Source organism: Pseudomonas sp. SM4, from assembly GCF_051913165.1.
In the GTDB taxonomy this organism is placed as follows: Bacteria; Pseudomonadota; Gammaproteobacteria; order Pseudomonadales; family Pseudomonadaceae; genus Aquipseudomonas.
Genome location: NZ_JBODOE010000014.1, coordinates 132,187 through 148,052 on the forward strand (window position 1 = coordinate 132,187; position 15,866 = coordinate 148,052).

The window sequence follows — 15,866 nt, forward strand, 5'->3', positions numbered from 1 at the left end:
AGGGCTGCATAGCAGGTAGGATGTACGCCTATTTTGAGGGTGCCATCGTCAATGAAATTCAAGGATCTTCGGGATTTCGTGCAGCAGCTTGAGCAGCGCGGAGAGTTGAAACGCATCCAGATTCCCGTCTCGCCGGTGCTGGAGATGACTGAGGTGTGTGACCGCACGCTGCGGGCCAAGGGCCCGGCGCTGCTGTTCGAAAAGCCCACAGGCTACGACATTCCGGTGCTCGGCAACCTGTTCGGCACGCCCGAGCGGGTGGCCATGGGCATGGGCGCCGAGTCGGTCAGCGAGCTGCGTGAAATCGGCAAGTTGCTGGCCTTCCTCAAGGAGCCGGAGCCGCCGAAGGGCTTGAAAGACGCGTGGTCGAAGCTGCCGATCTTCCGCAAGATCATCTCGATGGCGCCAAAAGTCGTCAAAGACGCGGTGTGCCAGGAAGTGGTCATCGAAGGCGATGACGTCGACCTGGCGATGCTGCCGGTGCAGACCTGCTGGCCCGGCGACGTCGGCCCGCTGATCACCTGGGGCCTGACCGTCACCAAAGGCCCGAACAAGGAACGCCAGAACCTCGGTATCTATCGTCAGCAAGTGATCGGCCGCAACAAGGTGATCATGCGCTGGCTCAGCCACCGTGGCGGTGCGCTCGACTTCCGCGAGTGGTGCGAGAAGCATCCGGGCCAGCCGTTCCCGGTGTCCGTGGCCCTCGGCGCCGATCCGGCAACTATCCTCGGCGCCGTGACACCAGTGCCGGACAGCCTCTCCGAATACGCTTTCGCCGGTCTGCTGCGCGGTAACCGCACCGAACTGGTCAAGTGCCGTGGCAACGACCTGCAAGTGCCGGCCACCGCCGAGATCATCCTCGAAGGCGTGATCCATCCGGGCGAAATGGCCGACGAAGGCCCGTACGGCGACCACACCGGTTACTACAACGAAGTCGACAGCTTCCCGGTGTTCACCGTCGAGCGCATCACCCACCGGATCAAACCGATCTACCACAGCACCTACACCGGCCGTCCGCCAGATGAACCGGCGATCCTCGGTGTGGCGCTGAACGAGGTGTTCGTGCCGATTCTGCAGAAGCAGTTTCCGGAGATCACCGACTTCTACCTGCCGCCGGAAGGCTGCTCGTATCGCATGGCCATCGTGACGATGAAGAAGTCGTACCCGGGGCACGCCAAGCGTGTGATGCTCGGTGTCTGGTCGTTTTTGCGACAGTTCATGTACACCAAATTCGTTATCGTCACTGACGACGATATCAACGCCCGGGACTGGAATGATGTGATCTGGGCGATCACCACGCGCATGGACCCCAAGCGCGACACGGTGATGATCGATAACACGCCGATCGACTATCTCGATTTCGCCTCGCCGATCTCTGGCCTGGGTTCGAAGATGGGCCTCGATGCCACTCATAAGTGGCCGGGCGAAACCACTCGCGAGTGGGGCCGTGTGATTGTCAAGGACGACGCCGTTACCCAACGGATCGATGCCATCTGGAATCAATTAGGAATAGATTGATGCGTGTAACCCTGCAGCCCTCCGGAGCGGTGCTTGAGATACGGCCCGGTGAGCGAATTCTCGATGGTGCGCGGCGCCTGGGCTACGAATGCCCGCAAAGCTGCCGCAACGGCAATTGTCACGTGTGTGCGGCGCTGCTGGTGGAAGGGCGCGTCGCGCAGGATGGCAAGGTGCACGATCATGGCGAGTTCTACACTTGCATAGCCGAGCCGCTGGAAGACTGTATTTTGCTGTGGGATGGCGTGCTTGCTTTGGGAGAACTGCCGGTGCGCAGCCTGTCGTGTCAGGTCATCGAATGCCGGGACGTGGGCGGCGACACCTGGCGCGTGCGTCTGCGTGCGCCGGCAGGCAAACCGCCGCGTTATCACGCCGGGCAGTACCTGATGATCGAGCGCGAGAACGGCGAGAAATCGGCGTTCTCCATGGCCTCGGCACCGCATGGCGGGCGTGATCTGGAAATCCATGTACTGGCGCGCGAAGCCAGTGCACTGAGTCTGATCGAACAGCTGCAACGCAACCCGATGGTGCGCGTCCAGTTGCCGTTCGGCGACACACATCTGGCGGAACTGCCCGACGGGCCGCTGGTGCTGGTCGCTGCCGGTACCGGCATGGGCCAGATTCACGCGCTGATCGAGCACTGCCGCGCCAACGGCTTCAAACACCCGGTGCATCTGTACTGGGGCGTGCGTCGTCCAGAAGATTTCTATGAAATCGAACATTGGGACGAATGGCTGAAGTTACCCAACCTGTTCCTGCACAAAGTCGTCAGCGATCAATGCGGTTGGGAAGGTCGCTGCGGCATGCTGCACGAAGCAGTCTGCGAAGACTTTCCCGATCTGAAACCGCTGCACGTCTACGCCAGCGGCTCACCGGCCATGGTCTACGGCACCCTCGACGCCTTGGTCGAAGCCGGGATGGACGCCCATCAAATGCGTGCCGACGTGTTTGCCTACGCGCCGCGCTCTTGAGCCGCGCTCTTGAGCCACGTTCCTGAGCCGTTATAACTCTCTATATAGCCGATCGGTATTTATGTAATTGCATAAATACCGCTAGGTTATATATCAATCAGGCAATCAATTAAGAACTGTGCCATGGCACTTAAATCGCCTTAAAACATATGTGCCTTATTGTTACAGCGGTGCGTTCTATTAAGTAATTCTTTACCCGCGGGGAGCTGAACGCTATTCGCCATGAGCGCCATTGAAAACGCTTTTCTGAATCTGAATTACCCTCCGCGGCTCGATCTTGGGCCGCAGCTGACGCACGAACAACTTCTCGCTTCCATGCAATCGACCATGGCGCGCCACAAGGGCGGGCCGGTGTGGCTGTTCGCCTACGGTTCGCTGATCTGGCGGCCGGAATGTTCGGCGGTGGAAAGGGTGCGCGGACGCGTGCATGGCTACCATCGCGGCTTGTACCTGTGGTCGCACGAGCACCGCGGTACGCCGGAAATGCCCGGTCTGGTGTTTGGTCTGGATCGTGGCGGTTCGTGCAGCGGCTTCGCCTATCGCTTGCCGGAAGACAATCTCGATGCGGCGCTGTATGCGCTATGGAAACGCGAGATGCCGGTGCCATCCTATCGGCCACACTGGCTCAACTGCCGTCTTGCCGACGGTAGCCAGGTGCAGGCCTTGGGATTTGTATTGGAGCGACACCTGCCCAGCTATGCCGGCAACTTGCCGGATCACGTGCTGAGCCAGGTGTTCGAAAGCGCCAGCGGGCGTTACGGTACCACTCGCGATTATGTCGAGCAGACCGCACACGCCCTGCGCAGCCACGCCATGCCAGACCGCAATCTGGAGGCGCGGCTCAAGCGCTGTCAGTCACAGTGCGATCAAGCGACCGCTTCACGACTCTGACTGGCGACTTGCTTGTGCCACAGCGTCGGGGCCAGGAAGGCCATCGACAGCAGGCAAGCGCCTACCAGCAGGACAAAACCACCGTCCCAGCCGAAATGGTCAACGGTGTAGCCCATCGCTGCACTCGCCGCGACTGAACCACCCAGATAACCGAACAGACCGGTGAAGCCCGCAGCGGTGCCAGCGGCTTTCTTCGGTGCCAGCTCCAGCGCCTGCAGACCGATCAGCATCACCGGGCCGTAGATCAGGAAGCCGATCGAGAACAGCGCGATCATGTCGACGGTCGGGTTGCCGGCCGGGTTCAGCCAATAAACCAGCGTCGCCACAGTCACCAATGCCATGAACACCATGCCGGTCAGGCCACGGTTGCCCCGGAAGATTTTGTCCGACATCCAGCCGCACAGCAGCGTGCCCGGAATACCCGCCCACTCGTAGAAGAAGTACGCCCACGAGGTTTTATCGACGGTGAAGCCTTTGGCTTCCTTCAGGTACGTCGGCGCCCAGTCCAGCACGCCGTAGCGCAGCAGGTAGACGAAGACGTTGGCCATGGCGATGTACCAAAGCATTTTGTTGCGCAGCACGTATTTGACGAAGATCTCTTTCGCGCTGAATTCATCTTCGTGGCTGGCATCGTAGCCTTCCGGGTAATCGTTCTTGTACTTCTCGATCGGCGGCAGGCCAACCGATTGCGGGGTGTCGCGCATGGTGATGAAGGCGAACACCGCCACGCCCAGCGCTACCGCTGCCGGTACGTAGAACGCCGCGTGCCAGTCGTTGAACAGGCCCATGCCGAGCAGGAATAGCGGGCCGATCAGGCCGCCGCCGACGTTATGCGCCACGTTCCATACGGAAACCACGCCGCCGCGTTCCTTCTGCGACCACCAGTGCACCATGGTCCGGCCACTTGGCGGCCAGCCCATGCCCTGAGCCCAGCCGTTGATGAACAGCAGGATGAACATCATGGTCACGCTGGACGTTGCCCAAGGTGCGAAACCGAAAATGAACATCACCCCGGCCGACACCAGCAGGCCGAATGGCAGGAAGTAACGCGGGTTGGAGCGGTCGGACACCAGACCCATGAGGAACTTCGACAAACCATACGCGATGGCAATCGCCGACATCGCCAGACCCAGATCGCCACGGCTGTAGCCTTCGTCGATCAGATACGGCATGGCCAGGGAGAAGTTTTTGCGCAGCAGGTAGTAACCCGCGTAACCAAAGAAGATACCGGCGAAGATCTGCCAGCGCAGGCGTCGGTACGTGCTGTCTATTTTTTCTTCAGGCAATGGAGCCTGATGTGCGGCAGGTCGAAAGAAAGCAAACATTCAAGAGCTCCAGATTTCTTGTTTTGACTGCGGATGCGAATGTTACAGTTTCGTTACCGAAAATAGCACCGGTTCGCATCGACCAAATAGCGGAAAATGTTGGAAGTCGCGTGTTCTTTTACGAACCTGTCGCTCAGCTGTAAGAACGGGGCGTTTTTGTCGCCGTCAGGGGGTTGTGTCATAGACTCGCGCTCAGTGAATGACTGATTGCAGAGATGAACCATGGCTCCGAATGTGCGCAGGTTATTGCCGAGGTTGCTGATGGTGGCCGTCGTCACCGTTTCGGTGCTGGTGCTGAGTTTCGCCCACGGAGCTGGCGCATCGGGGCTGCGCAACACCACCGTACTGATCGTCCGCCATGCGGAAAAACCGGACGTGGGCCGAGAGCTCAACGCCCAAGGCCAACAACGCGCCGCCGCCTACGCCGACTATTTCGCCTCGCTGAAACTGGACGACGGAACACTCACCCCGCAACGCCTGATCGCCACCGCCGACAGCCAGCAAAGCATCCGCCCGCGGCAAACGCTGATCCCGCTATCCCAACGCCTGCAACTGCCGATCGAGCAGCCCTTCGCCAACAACGACGTCGACAAACTGGTCAGTCAGTTACGCGACAGCAATCAGGCGAAAACCGTGCTGATCGCCTGGCACCACGGCCACATCAACAAACTTATCGCCGCATTCGGCGGCAATGGCCCGGCACTGATCGGCCAGCCGAAATGGCCGGTGGATGTTTATGACTGGCTGATTGTTTTGCGCTTCGATGACAAGGGGCAGTTGGTTGAATCGCGAAGCGAGAAGGTTCAGGAGCATCTGATGCCGGGCGACGTTGCGGCGTCGCCCGGCAGTTGAAGGGGGGCCGTTTCTTTAGTTAGCGCACCTGCACCACAACCTTGCCCACAGCCTTGCGCTGCCCAAGGTCATTGATCGCCTGCGCCGCATTGCTCAGCGGATACACCTGCGACACCAGCGGTTTCAACTTGCCCTCGGCGAACCAGCCGAACAATTGTTGAAAGTTCGCCGCGTTGTCCTGCGGCTGGCGTTGGGCGAAGGAACCCCAGAACACGCCAAGCACCGCCGCGCCCTTCAGCAACGCGAGGTTGACCGGCAGCTCGGGGATGCGCCCGCTGGCGAAGCCGACCACCAGCAGGCGGCCGTTCCAGGCGATGGCGCGGATGGCTTGATCGAACAGATCGCCGCCGACTGGATCGTAAATCACGTCGGCGCCCTGGCCATCGGTCAGGCGCTTGATTTCATCCTTGAGGCTGGCTTCGCTGTAGTTGATCAGTTCATCAGCGCCGGCAGCCTTGGCCACCGCGAGTTTCTCGGCGCTGCTGGCGGCGGCGATGACGCGGGCGCCCATGGCTTTGCCGATTTCCACGGCAGCCAGGCCGACACCGCCGGATGCACCGAGCACCAGCAGGGTTTCGCCCGGTTGCAGGTTGGCGCGTTGCTTGAGCGCGTGCATCGAAGTGCCGTAGGTCATGCTGAATGCGGCGGCAATGTTGAAGTCCATCGACGGCGGAATCGGCAGGACGTTATAGCCCGGCACCGCGACCTGTTCAGCGAAACTGCCCCAGCCGGTCAGAGCCATGACGCGGTCGCCGACCTTGAGGTGGCTGACCTTTTCGCCTACTTCGCGAACCACGCCTGCCGCTTCGCCACCCGGCGAAAACGGGAAGGGCGGCTTGAATTGGTATTTGCCCTCGATGATCAGCGTGTCCGGGAAGTTGACCCCGGCGGCGTGCACGTCCAGCAGGATTTCGTTCTTCTTCGGGGCGGGGCTGGCGACCTCTTCCAGCACCAGCGATTCGGCAGGGCCGAAGGCTTTGCACAGCACGGCTTTCATCAGGGCTATTCCTTTGGGAGTGATGGCCGATAAGTGTAGGTGTGTCAGTCAACGGGTCAACGAGCATGCCCGACCCTGATAGTCAGCCATAAGCTTGTGCTTGCGCGGCGGGTCGTTATGCTAGGCCGCAAACCGGATAAGGAGCGAATTGTGAAAGCGTGGATCATGTTGTTGCTGGCCCTGTCTCTGCCTGTGGCAGCGCTGGCCGAAGAGGCCAAAGAAGGCGAAGCGCCGAAGGTCAACTACATCACCCTGAGCCCGCCGTTTGTGGGCAACTACGGGCTGGACGGCACGCCGAAGCTCAAGGTCTACAAGGCTGACGTGGCATTGCGCGTGACGGGCGAGGAAGCGACCAAACTGGTCAAGGCCAACGAGCCGCTGATCCGTAATCAACTGGTGGCGTTGTTTACCCAGCAGTCGACCGAGGCGATGAGCAGCATCGAGGGCAAAGAAAAACTGCGTCAGGAAGCGTTGAAGCAGACGCAGCAAGTGATGAATGACGAAACCGGCAAGCCGGTGGTTGAAGACCTGTTGTTCAACAACCTGATCATTCAATAAGCCATCCGTTGTCCGGGCGGGCCCCATCGCTGGCAAGCCAGCTCCCACAGGTTTTTCGGGTGGTCACAAATTATGTGTTCACTGAAAATCCCTGTGGGAGCTGGCTTGCCAGCGATTGCATTTTGGCAGGCGCCAAATGAATCAGGGTTTAAGCGCAAGCACCGCCGCCCACTGCTCGGGTGTGACCGGCATCACTGACAACCGCGAGCCCTTCTGCACCAGCGGCATCTCGGCCAGCGCCGTCTGCTGCTTCAGATAGTCCAGCTTCAACACCCGCGCAAACGTCTCGACGTGCTCAACGTCAATCGCACTCCACGCATTCTTCTCCGGCGTAGCCTTCGGATCGAAGTAATGACTTTCCGGCTCCAGTGCGGTGGGATCCGGGTACGCCGCTTCGATTATTTTGCCAATCCCGGCAATTCCCGGCTCCGGGCAGCTGGAATGGTAGAAAAAGAACTCATCCCCCACCGCCATCGCCCGCAGAAAGTTGCGTGCCTGATAGTTACGAACCCCGTCCCAGCGCGCTTTGCCGAGCTTCTCCAGACCTTTGATCGAGAGTTCGTCGGGTTCGGATTTCATCAGCCAATAGGCCATGTCGTGTGCTCCTGAAACGGTCATTGGGCAGGTTGTCGGGCAATTTTATGACAAACCGACGGTCGGTTGACGTCAGCGTTTGCGCAGCGGTTCACGTTGCCGCAAAATGCCGGCCTTTAAAGCTTGACGCTGCTGCACGGCCTACAAACGGAAACCGCTGCTGTCATCGTGATGATGTGCCTTGAGGGGGGCAATCGATGAAACGCAAACCGGATTTACTATGGACTTTGGTAATTTTGTTTGGCTTGGGCGTTGTGACCACCGGTTACGCGCAGAGCCTGTGGACGACCAAGGCCGACGCACCGATCGAAGTTGCGCAACAGGTTCAACAGTCGACAGCCTTCAAGCGCTGAAACTGATCTTTCGACGCCGCTGATCTGCGCGGCGTCCTATCCCGCGAAATACCACGCCTTGTCGCTGACCGTGCCTTGTAACGGCACATCCCAACTCGCTTGCGCCAAGCGTTCGACCTTCTGACACTCATGGGCCAGCCCCAGCAGCGTCGGCTTGCGCCAGCTTTTACGGCGCGCCAGATACGCCAGGCTGCGATCGTAAAAACCGCCGCCCATGCCCAGTCGCCCGCCGACATCGTCAAACCCCACCAACGGCAACAACACCAGATCCAGCGCCCAGACTTTGCGTTGCCGGGCCAGATTGGCCCGCGGTTCGAGAATGCGGAAGCGATTGGGTTTGAGTTTCTCGCCGGGACGAATCCGCTGGAAGACCATCTTGGTTCGCGGCCAGGCACTCAGCACCGGCAGATAAGTCGACTTGCCCCGACGCTGTGCTTCACGCAGCAACAGACGCGGGTCGATTTCACCGTCGGTGGGCAGGTACAGAGAGATATGTTTGGCCCGGCGAAAGTGCGGGTCTTGCGCCAGTTGCCGATAGAGGCCTTTGGCGGCCTGGCGTTGCTCGCTTTTGCTCAGCGAGCGGCGCGCCTTGCGCAGCAGGCGGCGGAGTTGCGGGCGGGGCAGCAGCGCGGGTTCGGTCATGGTTCGGCTTCGGCAGGTTGGACGAAAACGTACGCATAAAAAATCCGATGGCGGTTTTCACCGACATCGGATTCGAATCAGGCTCCCCGGATGAACCGCTGTCAACTTAGCCCTTGAACCCGAAAGTTCAAGGTGGAAGATGCAGTAGACTTTAAGGCTTTCCGTCTAGCGGACATGCACACCAGCCCAACGTGCAACTTCCAGGGTAGTGCGAATCGGCTCAGGGACATCGTCAACTGGCAAGCACCCCAGGGAGTGCCGCGAGTATACCGCAAGCGGCCAGTCGAATCAGCCCTTGGTGTTGGTCTGATCGTCGGCGAGTACCAGATCGACACGATCGAGCAAGTCGCGCACCTGTTCACGGGTCGAACCGCTGGCCTGGATGTCCGGGCGCTCTTCTTTGTGCAAGAGGTCGTGGGTGATGTTCAGCGCGGCCATCACGGCAATGCGGTCGGCGCCGATGACTTTGCCGCTGCTGCGGATCTCGCGCATCTTGCCATCGAGGTAGCGCGCGGCGCTGACCAGATTGCTGCGTTCTTCCTGCGGGCAGATGATCGAATATTCTTTATCGAGGATCTGCACGGTGACGCTATTGCTTGAACTCATGAGTCTTGCTCCAGGGCCTTGAGGCGCGAAATCATCGATTCGACCTTACGCCGGGCGATTTCGTTTTTTTCAATGAGGTGAGCGCGTTCCTCGCGCCAGGTCTTTTCCTGAGCTAGTAAGAGTGCGTTTTGACTCTTTAGTTGCTCGACTCGACCAATCAACAGTTCGAGTCTGGCCATCAGCGCTTGCAGGTCGGTGTCTTCCATTGTGTCCACTGGGTCGGAGTCTGTCTGATGGGATAGCTGGCGGACAGCCTTTAATAGTCTTGGCGAGTCTGTCGATGTAGGATACAAGGCCTTCATTCTAGACATAGCGCCGTCTGGCGCCTAGCTGCCCATGACCATTGCGAATTCCCCGTACCAAGCCTTTGCCACCCTGCTGACCTCCAGCGGCCACAACGTCTCGCCTGCCGAACTGCATGGCGTGCTGCTCGGACGCAGCTGCGCCGGTGCCGGCTTCGATAACGAAGGCTGGTTGATCGACGCCGCCGAACTGCTCGAAGGCGACATCCAGGACAACGTCCGCAACGCCCTGATCGGCCTGCAAGAGATGGTCAAAGGCGAGCTGACCGGCGACGACGTCACCGTTGTCCTGCTGCTGCCCACCGATGACGCACCGCTGGCTGACCGCGCCGCTGCACTGGGCGAGTGGTGCCAGGGCTTCCTCAGCGGTTTCGGCCTGAACTGCCGCGACAGCAGCATGCTCAGCACTGAAGCCACCGAAGTGTTGCAGGATCTGGCCGCCATTTCCCAGGTGCAAGACGCCCTGGAAGAATCCGAAGACGGCGAAACCGATTACATGGAAGTCATGGAGTACCTGCGCGTCGCGCCGCTGCTGCTGTTCTCGGAAACCAAGAAAACCGACGTGCCGCCAGCCGCCAAACCGTCGCTGCATTAATCGCGTGCCAGGGAAAGCCATCTGCCCATGACCCATATCCCCAAAGCGGAATACAGCCGTCGCCGCAAGGCCCTGATGGCGCAGATGGAACCCAACAGCATCGCGATCCTGCCCGCCGCGGCGGTGGCGATTCGCAACCGCGACGTCGAGCACGTCTACCGTCAGGACAGCGACTTCCAGTACCTCAGCGGATTTCCCGAGCCGCAAGCTGTCATCGTCCTGATGCCCGGCCGCGAGCACGGCGAGTACCTGCTGTTCTGCCGTGAACGCAACGCCGAACGCGAATTGTGGGACGGCCTGCGCGCAGGGCAGGAAGGCGCGATCCGCGACTTCGGTGCCGACGACGCTTTCCCGATCACCGACATCGACGACATCCTCCCGGGCCTGATCGAAGGCCGCGACCGGGTGTATTCGGCGATGGGCAGCAACCCCGAATTCGACCGTCACTTGATGGACTGGATCAACGTCATCCGCTCCAAGGCGCACCTTGGCGCCCAGCCGCCGAACGAATTCGTTGCGCTGGATCATCTGCTGCACGACATGCGCCTGTATAAATCGGCGGCAGAAGTGAAGGTCATGCGCGAAGCCGCACGGATCTCGGCGCAAGCCCACATCCGCGCGATGCAGGCCAGTCGGGCCGGGCTCTACGAGTACAGCCTCGAAGCCGAACTCGACTACGAATTCCGCAAGGGCGGGGCGAAAATGCCCGCTTATGGTTCGATCGTCGCCGCCGGACGCAACAGCTGCATCCTGCATTACCAACAGAATGACGCGTTGCTCAAGGACGGCGATCTGGTGTTGATCGACGCCGGTTGCGAGATCGACTGCTACGCCAGCGATATCACCCGTACCTGGCCGGTCAACGGCAAGTTTTCGCCTGAGCAGAAAGCGATCTACGAGTTGGTGCTGGCCTCGCAGGAAGCCGCATTCGCCGAAATCGCCCCGAACAAGCACTGGAATCAGGCGCACGAAGCCACGGTTCGGGTGATCACCACGGGGCTGGTGAAACTCGGATTGCTGCAAGGCGAGGTTGACGAGTTAATCGCCAGCGAAGCCTACAAAGCGTTTTACATGCACCGCGCCGGCCATTGGCTGGGCATGGATGTTCACGACGTCGGCGAGTACAAGGTCGGCGGCGAATGGCGCGTGCTGGAAGTCGGCATGGCGCTGACCGTAGAGCCGGGCATCTACATCGCCCCGGACAATCAAAACGTCGCGAAGAAATGGCGCGGCATTGGCGTGCGCATCGAGGACGACGTGGTCGTAACCAAGACTGGCTGTGAAATCCTCACCACCGGCGTACCGAAAAGCGTCGCCGACATCGAAGCGCTGATGGCACAAGCAAGGACACACGCGGCATGAGTCGAGTCAATCTGGCAATCATCGGTGGCGGTCTGGTCGGCGCCAGTCTGGCGTTGGCCTTGCAAGCCGGGGCCAAGGCGCGCGGCTGGAAGATCGTGCTGATCGAGCCGTTCGCCCCCGGCGACAGTTGGCAGCCAAGCTACGACGCACGTTCGTCGGCGCTGTCTTTCGGCTCGCGGCAGATTTATCAACGCTTGGGCGTGTGGCAGGAAATCTCCCGCCGCGCCGAGCCGATCAAACAGATTCACGTCTCCGACCGTGGCCGCTTCTCCACCGCCCGTTTGTCGGCGATGGAAGAGGGCGTGCCGGCACTCGGTTATGTGGTGGAAAACGCCTGGCTCGGCCAGTGCCTGTGGCAGCACGTCGATAAGGACGTGATCAGCTGGCGTTGCCCGGCAGAAGTCACGCGCATGGAACCGCTGCCTGACGGTTATCGCCTGACCCTTAACGATGAAACCACGCTGGAATGCGACCTCGCGGTGCTCGCCGATGGCGGTCGCTCCGGGCTGCGCGAACAGTTGGGCATCAACGTGCGCAAGCGTCCGTACAACCAGAGCGCGCTGATCGCCAACATCACTCCGAGCGAAGCGCACAACGGCATGGCTTTTGAGCGCTTCACCGACGAAGGGCCGATGGCGCTGCTGCCGCTGCCGGACAACCGCTGCGCTTTGGTCTGGACGCGTCTGGGCATGGATGCGCAGCGCTTGGCCGATTTGAGCGAGCGTGATTTCCTCAGCGAACTGCAGGGCGTGTTCGGTTATCGCCTCGGCACGTTGAAACAGGTCGGCGCGCGGCATTTGTATCCGCTGACGCTGGTCGAGGCCGAAGAGCAAGTGCGCTCGCATCTGGCCGTGCTCGGCAATGCGGCGCACAGTCTGCACCCGATTGCCGGGCAGGGTTTCAACCTGTCACTGCGCGATGCCGATGCCTTGGCCGCTGCACTGCTGGCCAGCGATAAACCGCTGGGCGATTTCGCCACGTTGCAGGCGTATCGCGAGCGTCAGCGTCTCGATCAGGACCTCACCGTGGGCTTCTCCGATCAGGTCACGCGCTTGTTTGGCAGCACGCAGCCGCTGGTTTCGCTGGGGCGCAACATCGGCTTGCTCGGTCTCGATCTGTTGCCACCGGCCAAGCGCTGGTTTGCGCGTCAGGCCATGGGGTTGGGGACGCGTCCGGATGCTTAAGTGGTTGACGAATAAATTTGGCAAGGCGCGGTTGATGCGCTGGGTAATGACCTTTTACCCGCCGTACCTCGGCGCTGGCGTGCGCGTTCGCCATATCAGCGATGACTTCCGCGACGTCCAGGTGTCGATGGGCCTTGGCTGGTACAACCGCAATTATGTCGGCACCCAGTTCGGTGGCAGTCTGTACTCGATGGTCGATCCGTTTTTCATGCTGATGCTTATGGAAAACCTCGGCTCGAAGTACATCGTCTGGGACAAGGCTGCCGACATCGATTTCATCGCGCCGGGCAAAGGCCGGGTGTTCGCCCGGTTCAGCATCGACGAGACCTTGCTCGGCGAGATCCGCCGGCAGACCGCCAATGGCGAAAAATACCTGCCGCAGTTGCAGGTCGACATTCATGACGGCGCCGGCAACCTTGTCGCGCGGGTCGGTAAAACCCTTTACGTGCGGCTCAAGCCGCAAGCGAGACAGGCTTAAAGCATGGACATGCGCGCAGATCTGCTGATTGTCGGAGCCGGAATGGTCGGCAGCGCCCTGGCGTTGGCGTTGCAGGACAGCGGGCTGGAAGTGCTGCTGCTCGACGGCAGCCCGCTGAGCGTCAAACCGTTCGACGCCGAAGCCGCGTTTGAACCGCGAGTGAGCGCGTTGTCCGCCGCGAGCCAGCGAATCCTCGAACGCCTCGGCGTCTGGGACGGCATCGCCGCACGGCGCAGCAGCCCTTACACCGACATGCACGTGTGGGACGGCAGCGGCACCGGGCAGATTCATTTCTCGGCGAGCAGCGTACACGCCGAGGTGCTCGGGCATATCGTCGAAAACCGCGTGGTGCAGGACGCCTTGCTCGACCGTTTGCACGATTGCGATCTGGGTATGTTGGCCAATGCGCGACTGGAACAGATGCGTCGTTCCGGTGATGACTGGCTGCTGACGCTGGCCGATGGTCGTCAGTTACGCGCGCCGCTGGTGATTGCCGCTGACGGCGCCAACTCGGCGGTTCGTCGTCTCACCGGGATGGCCACTCGTGAATGGGATTACATGCATCACGCCATCGTCACCAGCGTGCGCAGCAGCCAGCCGCACCAGTCGACCGCGTGGCAGCGTTTTACCGATCACGGGCCGCTGGCGTTTTTGCCGCTGGAGCGTGACGGGCAGCAGGATTGGTGTTCGATCGTCTGGTCGACCACGCCGAGCGAAGCCGAGCGCTTGATGGCGCTGGATGAAGCGGATTTTTGCCGTGAGCTGGAGCGCGCCTTTGAAGGGCGTCTGGGCGAAGTGATCAGTGCTGATCCGCGATTGTGCGTGCCGCTGCGTCAGCGCCATGCCAAGCGTTATGTGGCTGAAGGCCTGGCGTTGATCGGCGATGCGGCGCACACCATTCACCCGTTGGCGGGGCAGGGTGTGAACCTTGGTTTCCTCGATGCGGCGGTGCTGGCGGAAGTGTTGTTGCAGGCGGCCGAGCGTGGTGAGCGTCTGGCGGATGTGAAGGTGCTGAGCCGCTACGAGCGCCGGCGCATGCCGCATAACCTTGCGCTGATGGCGGCGATGGAAGGGTTTGAGCGGTTGTTTCAGGCGGATCGTTTGCCGGTGCGTTGGTTGCGCAATGCCGGGTTGAAGCTGGTGGAGCAGATGCCCGAGGCTAAGGCGCTGTTTGTGCGCGAAGCGCTGGGGTTGACGGGTGATCTTCCGGCGCTCGCCAAGCCCTGAAATCTTCGTTGGGGCTTATGGCCTCATCGCGAGCAGGCTCACTCCTACAGTTGGAATGCGTTCCCCTGTAGGAGCTGCCGAAGGCTGCGATCTTTTGATCTTAAAAACAACATCAAAAGATCGCAGCCTGCGGCAGCTCCTACAGTGGGGTGGTCAATCATGCAACATCTGGTAACTCCTTCAAAAAGAGTTCGATTGAGGTGGTAAATGTGAGTCCTTATCATTTGGCCCACATTTTCCGACCGAGAGACCACTCCCATGTTGGCACCCAAGCGTCTTCTGACCGCACTGGCCCTGACCCTGATCGGTAGCACCACGGCCCAGGCCGCTGATGAGGTGGTGGTTTACTCGTCGCGCATCGATGAGCTGATCAAACCGGTCTTCGATGCCTACACCGCCAAGACCGGGGTGAAGATCAAGTTCATCACCGACAAGGAAGCGCCGTTGATGCAGCGCATCAAGGCCGAAGGTGAAAACGCCACCGCCGACCTGCTGCTCACCGTTGATGCCGGCAACCTCTGGCAGGCCGAGCAGATGGGCATTCTCCAGCCGTTCACCTCGAAAACCATCGACGCCAACATTCCCCTGCAATATCGCTCGTCCACTCACGCCTGGACGGGCCTGAGCCTGCGCGCACGCACCATCGCTTACTCCACCGAACGGGTGAAGCCGGGCGAACTGACGACTTATGAAGCACTGGCCGACAAGAACTGGGAAGGGCGCCTGTGCCTGCGCACGGCGAAGAAGGTCTACAACCAGTCGCTGACCGCGACCATGATCGAAGTTCACGGCGCGGCGAAGACTGAGGAAATCCTCAAGGGCTGGGTGAATAACCTGTCCACCGACGTGTTCTCCGATGACGTTGCAGTGCTGGAGGCAATCAATGCCGGCCAGTGTGACGTCGGCATCGTCAACACTTACTACTACGGTCGCCTGCACAAGCAGAAGCCGGAGCTGCCGGTGAAACTGTTCTGGCCTAATCAGGCGGATCGCGGCGTGCATGTGAACCTGTCGGGCATCGGCCTGACCAAACATGCGCCGCACCCGGAAGCCGCCAAGGCTTTGGTTGAGTGGATGACCACGCCGGAAGCGCAGAAGATTTTTGCCGACGTGAACCAAGAGTTCCCGGCCAACCCGGCGGTGGCGCCTTCGGAAGAAGTGGCGGCGTGGGGCAAGTTTGTTGCCGACACCTTGCCGGTGGAAGTGGCGGGCAAGCGTCAGGCTGAGGCGATCCGGATGATGGATCGCGCGGGTTGGAACTAACGCCTGGGTTATATTCTGTGGCGAGGGGATTTATCCCCGATGGGGTGCGAAGCACCCCCAATGCCCTTGATGAAGGCTTTCTGATTCACCGCGTGCGTAGCTTTTACGAATGCTGCGCATCCGATCGGGGATAAATCCCCTCGCCACAATA

General features: G+C 60.5%; 18 protein-coding genes and 1 other RNA gene. 12 read left to right on the plus strand and 7 right to left on the minus strand.

The features are described 5' to 3' along the window. Window positions 1-51 precede the first annotated feature (51 nt). The 3 genes from ubiD (at window position 52) to ACQ4MY_RS23930 (ending at window position 3,377) form a co-directional block, all read left to right on the plus strand. A complete protein-coding gene (ubiD, locus tag ACQ4MY_RS23920) occupies window positions 52-1,518 on the plus strand; it encodes a 4-hydroxy-3-polyprenylbenzoate decarboxylase (protein WP_008081413.1) in 1,467 nt (488 codons plus the stop codon). Next, a complete protein-coding gene (locus tag ACQ4MY_RS23925) occupies window positions 1,518-2,486 on the plus strand; it encodes a CDP-6-deoxy-delta-3,4-glucoseen reductase (protein ID WP_158832141.1) in 969 nt (322 codons plus the stop codon). The genes ubiD and ACQ4MY_RS23925 overlap by 1 nt, the downstream gene beginning before the upstream one ends. 222 nt (window positions 2,487-2,708) lie before the next feature. Then, a complete protein-coding gene (locus tag ACQ4MY_RS23930; RefSeq protein WP_038359047.1) occupies window positions 2,709-3,377 on the plus strand; it encodes a gamma-glutamylcyclotransferase in 669 nt (222 codons plus the stop codon). Here the strand turns inward: ACQ4MY_RS23930 and glpT are convergent. Further along, a complete protein-coding gene (gene glpT, locus ACQ4MY_RS23935; protein ID WP_007911178.1) occupies window positions 3,353-4,702 on the minus strand; it encodes a glycerol-3-phosphate transporter in 1,350 nt (449 codons plus the stop codon). The genes ACQ4MY_RS23930 and glpT overlap by 25 nt on opposite strands. A gap of 222 nt (window positions 4,703-4,924) precedes the next feature. On the opposite strand from glpT, the gene ACQ4MY_RS23940 reads away from it, so the two are divergent. Next, window positions 4,925-5,554 carry a flagellar basal body-associated protein FliL gene (locus ACQ4MY_RS23940; RefSeq protein WP_440096680.1) on the plus strand — a complete coding sequence of 210 codons (630 nt, stop codon included), beginning with the start codon at window positions 4,925-4,927 and terminating at the stop codon, window positions 5,552-5,554. Between the two features lie 19 nt (window positions 5,555-5,573). Here ACQ4MY_RS23940 and ACQ4MY_RS23945 read toward each other — a convergent pair whose 3' ends face one another. Then, window positions 5,574-6,551, minus strand: a complete 978-nt coding sequence (locus ACQ4MY_RS23945; RefSeq protein ID WP_008081424.1) for an NADPH:quinone oxidoreductase family protein — start codon at window positions 6,549-6,551, stop codon at window positions 5,574-5,576. A gap of 150 nt (window positions 6,552-6,701) precedes the next feature. On the opposite strand from ACQ4MY_RS23945, the gene ACQ4MY_RS23950 reads away from it, so the two are divergent. Beyond that, window positions 6,702-7,109: a flagellar basal body-associated protein FliL gene (locus ACQ4MY_RS23950; RefSeq protein WP_045123128.1), complete on the plus strand. Its 408-nt coding sequence runs from the start codon at window positions 6,702-6,704 to the stop codon at window positions 7,107-7,109. Between the two features lie 141 nt (window positions 7,110-7,250). Here the strand turns inward: ACQ4MY_RS23950 and ACQ4MY_RS23955 are convergent, their stop codons facing one another. Continuing rightward, window positions 7,251-7,703, minus strand: a complete 453-nt coding sequence (locus tag ACQ4MY_RS23955) for an EVE domain-containing protein (protein WP_440096682.1) — start codon at window positions 7,701-7,703, stop codon at window positions 7,251-7,253. 197 nt (window positions 7,704-7,900) lie between these two features. Here ACQ4MY_RS23955 and ACQ4MY_RS23960 point away from each other — a divergent pair, with 197 nt between their 5' ends. Beyond that, window positions 7,901-8,056, plus strand: coding sequence for a hypothetical protein (locus tag ACQ4MY_RS23960; RefSeq protein WP_008081430.1), 156 nt, complete (start codon window positions 7,901-7,903; stop codon window positions 8,054-8,056). A 36-nt stretch (window positions 8,057-8,092) separates the two neighbouring features. Here the strand turns inward: ACQ4MY_RS23960 and ACQ4MY_RS23965 are convergent, their stop codons facing one another. The 4 genes from ACQ4MY_RS23965 to ACQ4MY_RS23980 form a co-directional block, all read right to left on the minus strand. Then, window positions 8,093-8,698, minus strand: coding sequence for a 5-formyltetrahydrofolate cyclo-ligase (locus tag ACQ4MY_RS23965; protein ID WP_053124886.1), 606 nt, complete (start codon window positions 8,696-8,698; stop codon window positions 8,093-8,095). 79 nt (window positions 8,699-8,777) lie between these two features. After that, a non-coding RNA gene (gene ssrS / locus ACQ4MY_RS23970) (6S RNA) lies at window positions 8,778-8,956 on the minus strand. 30 nt (window positions 8,957-8,986) lie between these two features. After that, window positions 8,987-9,304: a cell division protein ZapA gene (locus tag ACQ4MY_RS23975; protein WP_008081434.1), complete on the minus strand. Its 318-nt coding sequence runs from the start codon at window positions 9,302-9,304 to the stop codon at window positions 8,987-8,989. Continuing rightward, entirely contained in the window at window positions 9,301-9,510 is a 210-nt protein-coding gene (locus ACQ4MY_RS23980; protein ID WP_007911197.1) for a TIGR02449 family protein, read from the minus strand. The genes ACQ4MY_RS23975 and ACQ4MY_RS23980 overlap by 4 nt, the downstream gene beginning before the upstream one ends. Window positions 9,511-9,640: 130 nt before the next feature. Here ACQ4MY_RS23980 and ACQ4MY_RS23985 point away from each other — a divergent pair, with 130 nt between their 5' ends. The 6 genes from ACQ4MY_RS23985 (at window position 9,641) to ACQ4MY_RS24010 (ending at window position 15,715) form a co-directional block, all read left to right on the plus strand. Continuing rightward, window positions 9,641-10,201: a YecA/YgfB family protein gene (locus ACQ4MY_RS23985; protein WP_016985920.1), complete on the plus strand. Its 561-nt coding sequence runs from the start codon at window positions 9,641-9,643 to the stop codon at window positions 10,199-10,201. A gap of 27 nt (window positions 10,202-10,228) precedes the next feature. Further along, window positions 10,229-11,563, plus strand: coding sequence for a Xaa-Pro aminopeptidase (gene pepP / locus ACQ4MY_RS23990; RefSeq protein ID WP_440096684.1), 1,335 nt, complete (start codon window positions 10,229-10,231; stop codon window positions 11,561-11,563). Beyond that, a complete protein-coding gene (gene ubiH, locus ACQ4MY_RS23995) occupies window positions 11,560-12,747 on the plus strand; it encodes a 2-octaprenyl-6-methoxyphenyl hydroxylase (RefSeq protein ID WP_158832154.1) in 1,188 nt (395 codons plus the stop codon). Before pepP ends, ubiH begins: the two co-directional genes overlap by 4 nt. Then, on the plus strand, window positions 12,740-13,225 hold the full coding sequence (locus ACQ4MY_RS24000; protein ID WP_440096685.1) for a DUF4442 domain-containing protein: 486 nt from the start codon (window positions 12,740-12,742) through the stop codon (window positions 13,223-13,225). The genes ubiH and ACQ4MY_RS24000 overlap by 8 nt, the downstream gene beginning before the upstream one ends. A 9-nt stretch (window positions 13,226-13,234) precedes the next feature. Further along, on the plus strand, window positions 13,235-14,452 hold the full coding sequence (locus ACQ4MY_RS24005) for a 2-octaprenyl-3-methyl-6-methoxy-1,4-benzoquinol hydroxylase (protein WP_400754282.1): 1,218 nt from the start codon (window positions 13,235-13,237) through the stop codon (window positions 14,450-14,452). Between the two features lie 258 nt (window positions 14,453-14,710). Next, entirely contained in the window at window positions 14,711-15,715 is a 1,005-nt protein-coding gene (locus ACQ4MY_RS24010) for an extracellular solute-binding protein (RefSeq protein WP_158832160.1), read from the plus strand. Window positions 15,716-15,866: the final 151 nt, after the last annotated feature.

What these genes read in the sequence shown, in the direction of transcription:
- pepP (WP_440096684.1), top strand. Translation starts at nt 10,229, where the DNA reads ATGACCCATATCCCCAAAGCGGAATACAGCCGTCGCCGCAAGGCCCTG.
- ACQ4MY_RS23960 (WP_008081430.1), top strand. Translation starts at nt 7,901, where the DNA reads ATGAAACGCAAACCGGATTTACTATGGACTTTGGTAATTTTGTTTGGC.
- ACQ4MY_RS23985 (WP_016985920.1), top strand. Translation starts at nt 9,641, where the DNA reads ATGACCATTGCGAATTCCCCGTACCAAGCCTTTGCCACCCTGCTGACC.
- ubiH (WP_158832154.1), top strand. Translation starts at nt 11,560, where the DNA reads ATGAGTCGAGTCAATCTGGCAATCATCGGTGGCGGTCTGGTCGGCGCC.
- ACQ4MY_RS23955 (WP_440096682.1), bottom strand. Translation starts at nt 7,703, where the DNA reads ATGGCCTATTGGCTGATGAAATCCGAACCCGACGAACTCTCGATCAAA.
- ubiD (WP_008081413.1), top strand. Translation starts at nt 52, where the DNA reads ATGAAATTCAAGGATCTTCGGGATTTCGTGCAGCAGCTTGAGCAGCGC.
- ACQ4MY_RS24005 (WP_400754282.1), top strand. Translation starts at nt 13,235, where the DNA reads ATGCGCGCAGATCTGCTGATTGTCGGAGCCGGAATGGTCGGCAGCGCC.
- ACQ4MY_RS23980 (WP_007911197.1), bottom strand. Translation starts at nt 9,510, where the DNA reads ATGGAAGACACCGACCTGCAAGCGCTGATGGCCAGACTCGAACTGTTG.
- ACQ4MY_RS23940 (WP_440096680.1), top strand. Translation starts at nt 4,925, where the DNA reads ATGGCTCCGAATGTGCGCAGGTTATTGCCGAGGTTGCTGATGGTGGCC.
- glpT (WP_007911178.1), bottom strand. Translation starts at nt 4,702, where the DNA reads ATGTTTGCTTTCTTTCGACCTGCCGCACATCAGGCTCCATTGCCTGAA.
- ACQ4MY_RS23930 (WP_038359047.1), top strand. Translation starts at nt 2,709, where the DNA reads ATGAGCGCCATTGAAAACGCTTTTCTGAATCTGAATTACCCTCCGCGG.
- ACQ4MY_RS23975 (WP_008081434.1), bottom strand. Translation starts at nt 9,304, where the DNA reads ATGAGTTCAAGCAATAGCGTCACCGTGCAGATCCTCGATAAAGAATAT.
- ACQ4MY_RS23965 (WP_053124886.1), bottom strand. Translation starts at nt 8,698, where the DNA reads ATGACCGAACCCGCGCTGCTGCCCCGCCCGCAACTCCGCCGCCTGCTG.
- ACQ4MY_RS23945 (WP_008081424.1), bottom strand. Translation starts at nt 6,551, where the DNA reads ATGAAAGCCGTGCTGTGCAAAGCCTTCGGCCCTGCCGAATCGCTGGTG.
- ACQ4MY_RS24010 (WP_158832160.1), top strand. Translation starts at nt 14,711, where the DNA reads ATGTTGGCACCCAAGCGTCTTCTGACCGCACTGGCCCTGACCCTGATC.
- ACQ4MY_RS24000 (WP_440096685.1), top strand. Translation starts at nt 12,740, where the DNA reads ATGCTTAAGTGGTTGACGAATAAATTTGGCAAGGCGCGGTTGATGCGC.
- ACQ4MY_RS23925 (WP_158832141.1), top strand. Translation starts at nt 1,518, where the DNA reads ATGCGTGTAACCCTGCAGCCCTCCGGAGCGGTGCTTGAGATACGGCCC.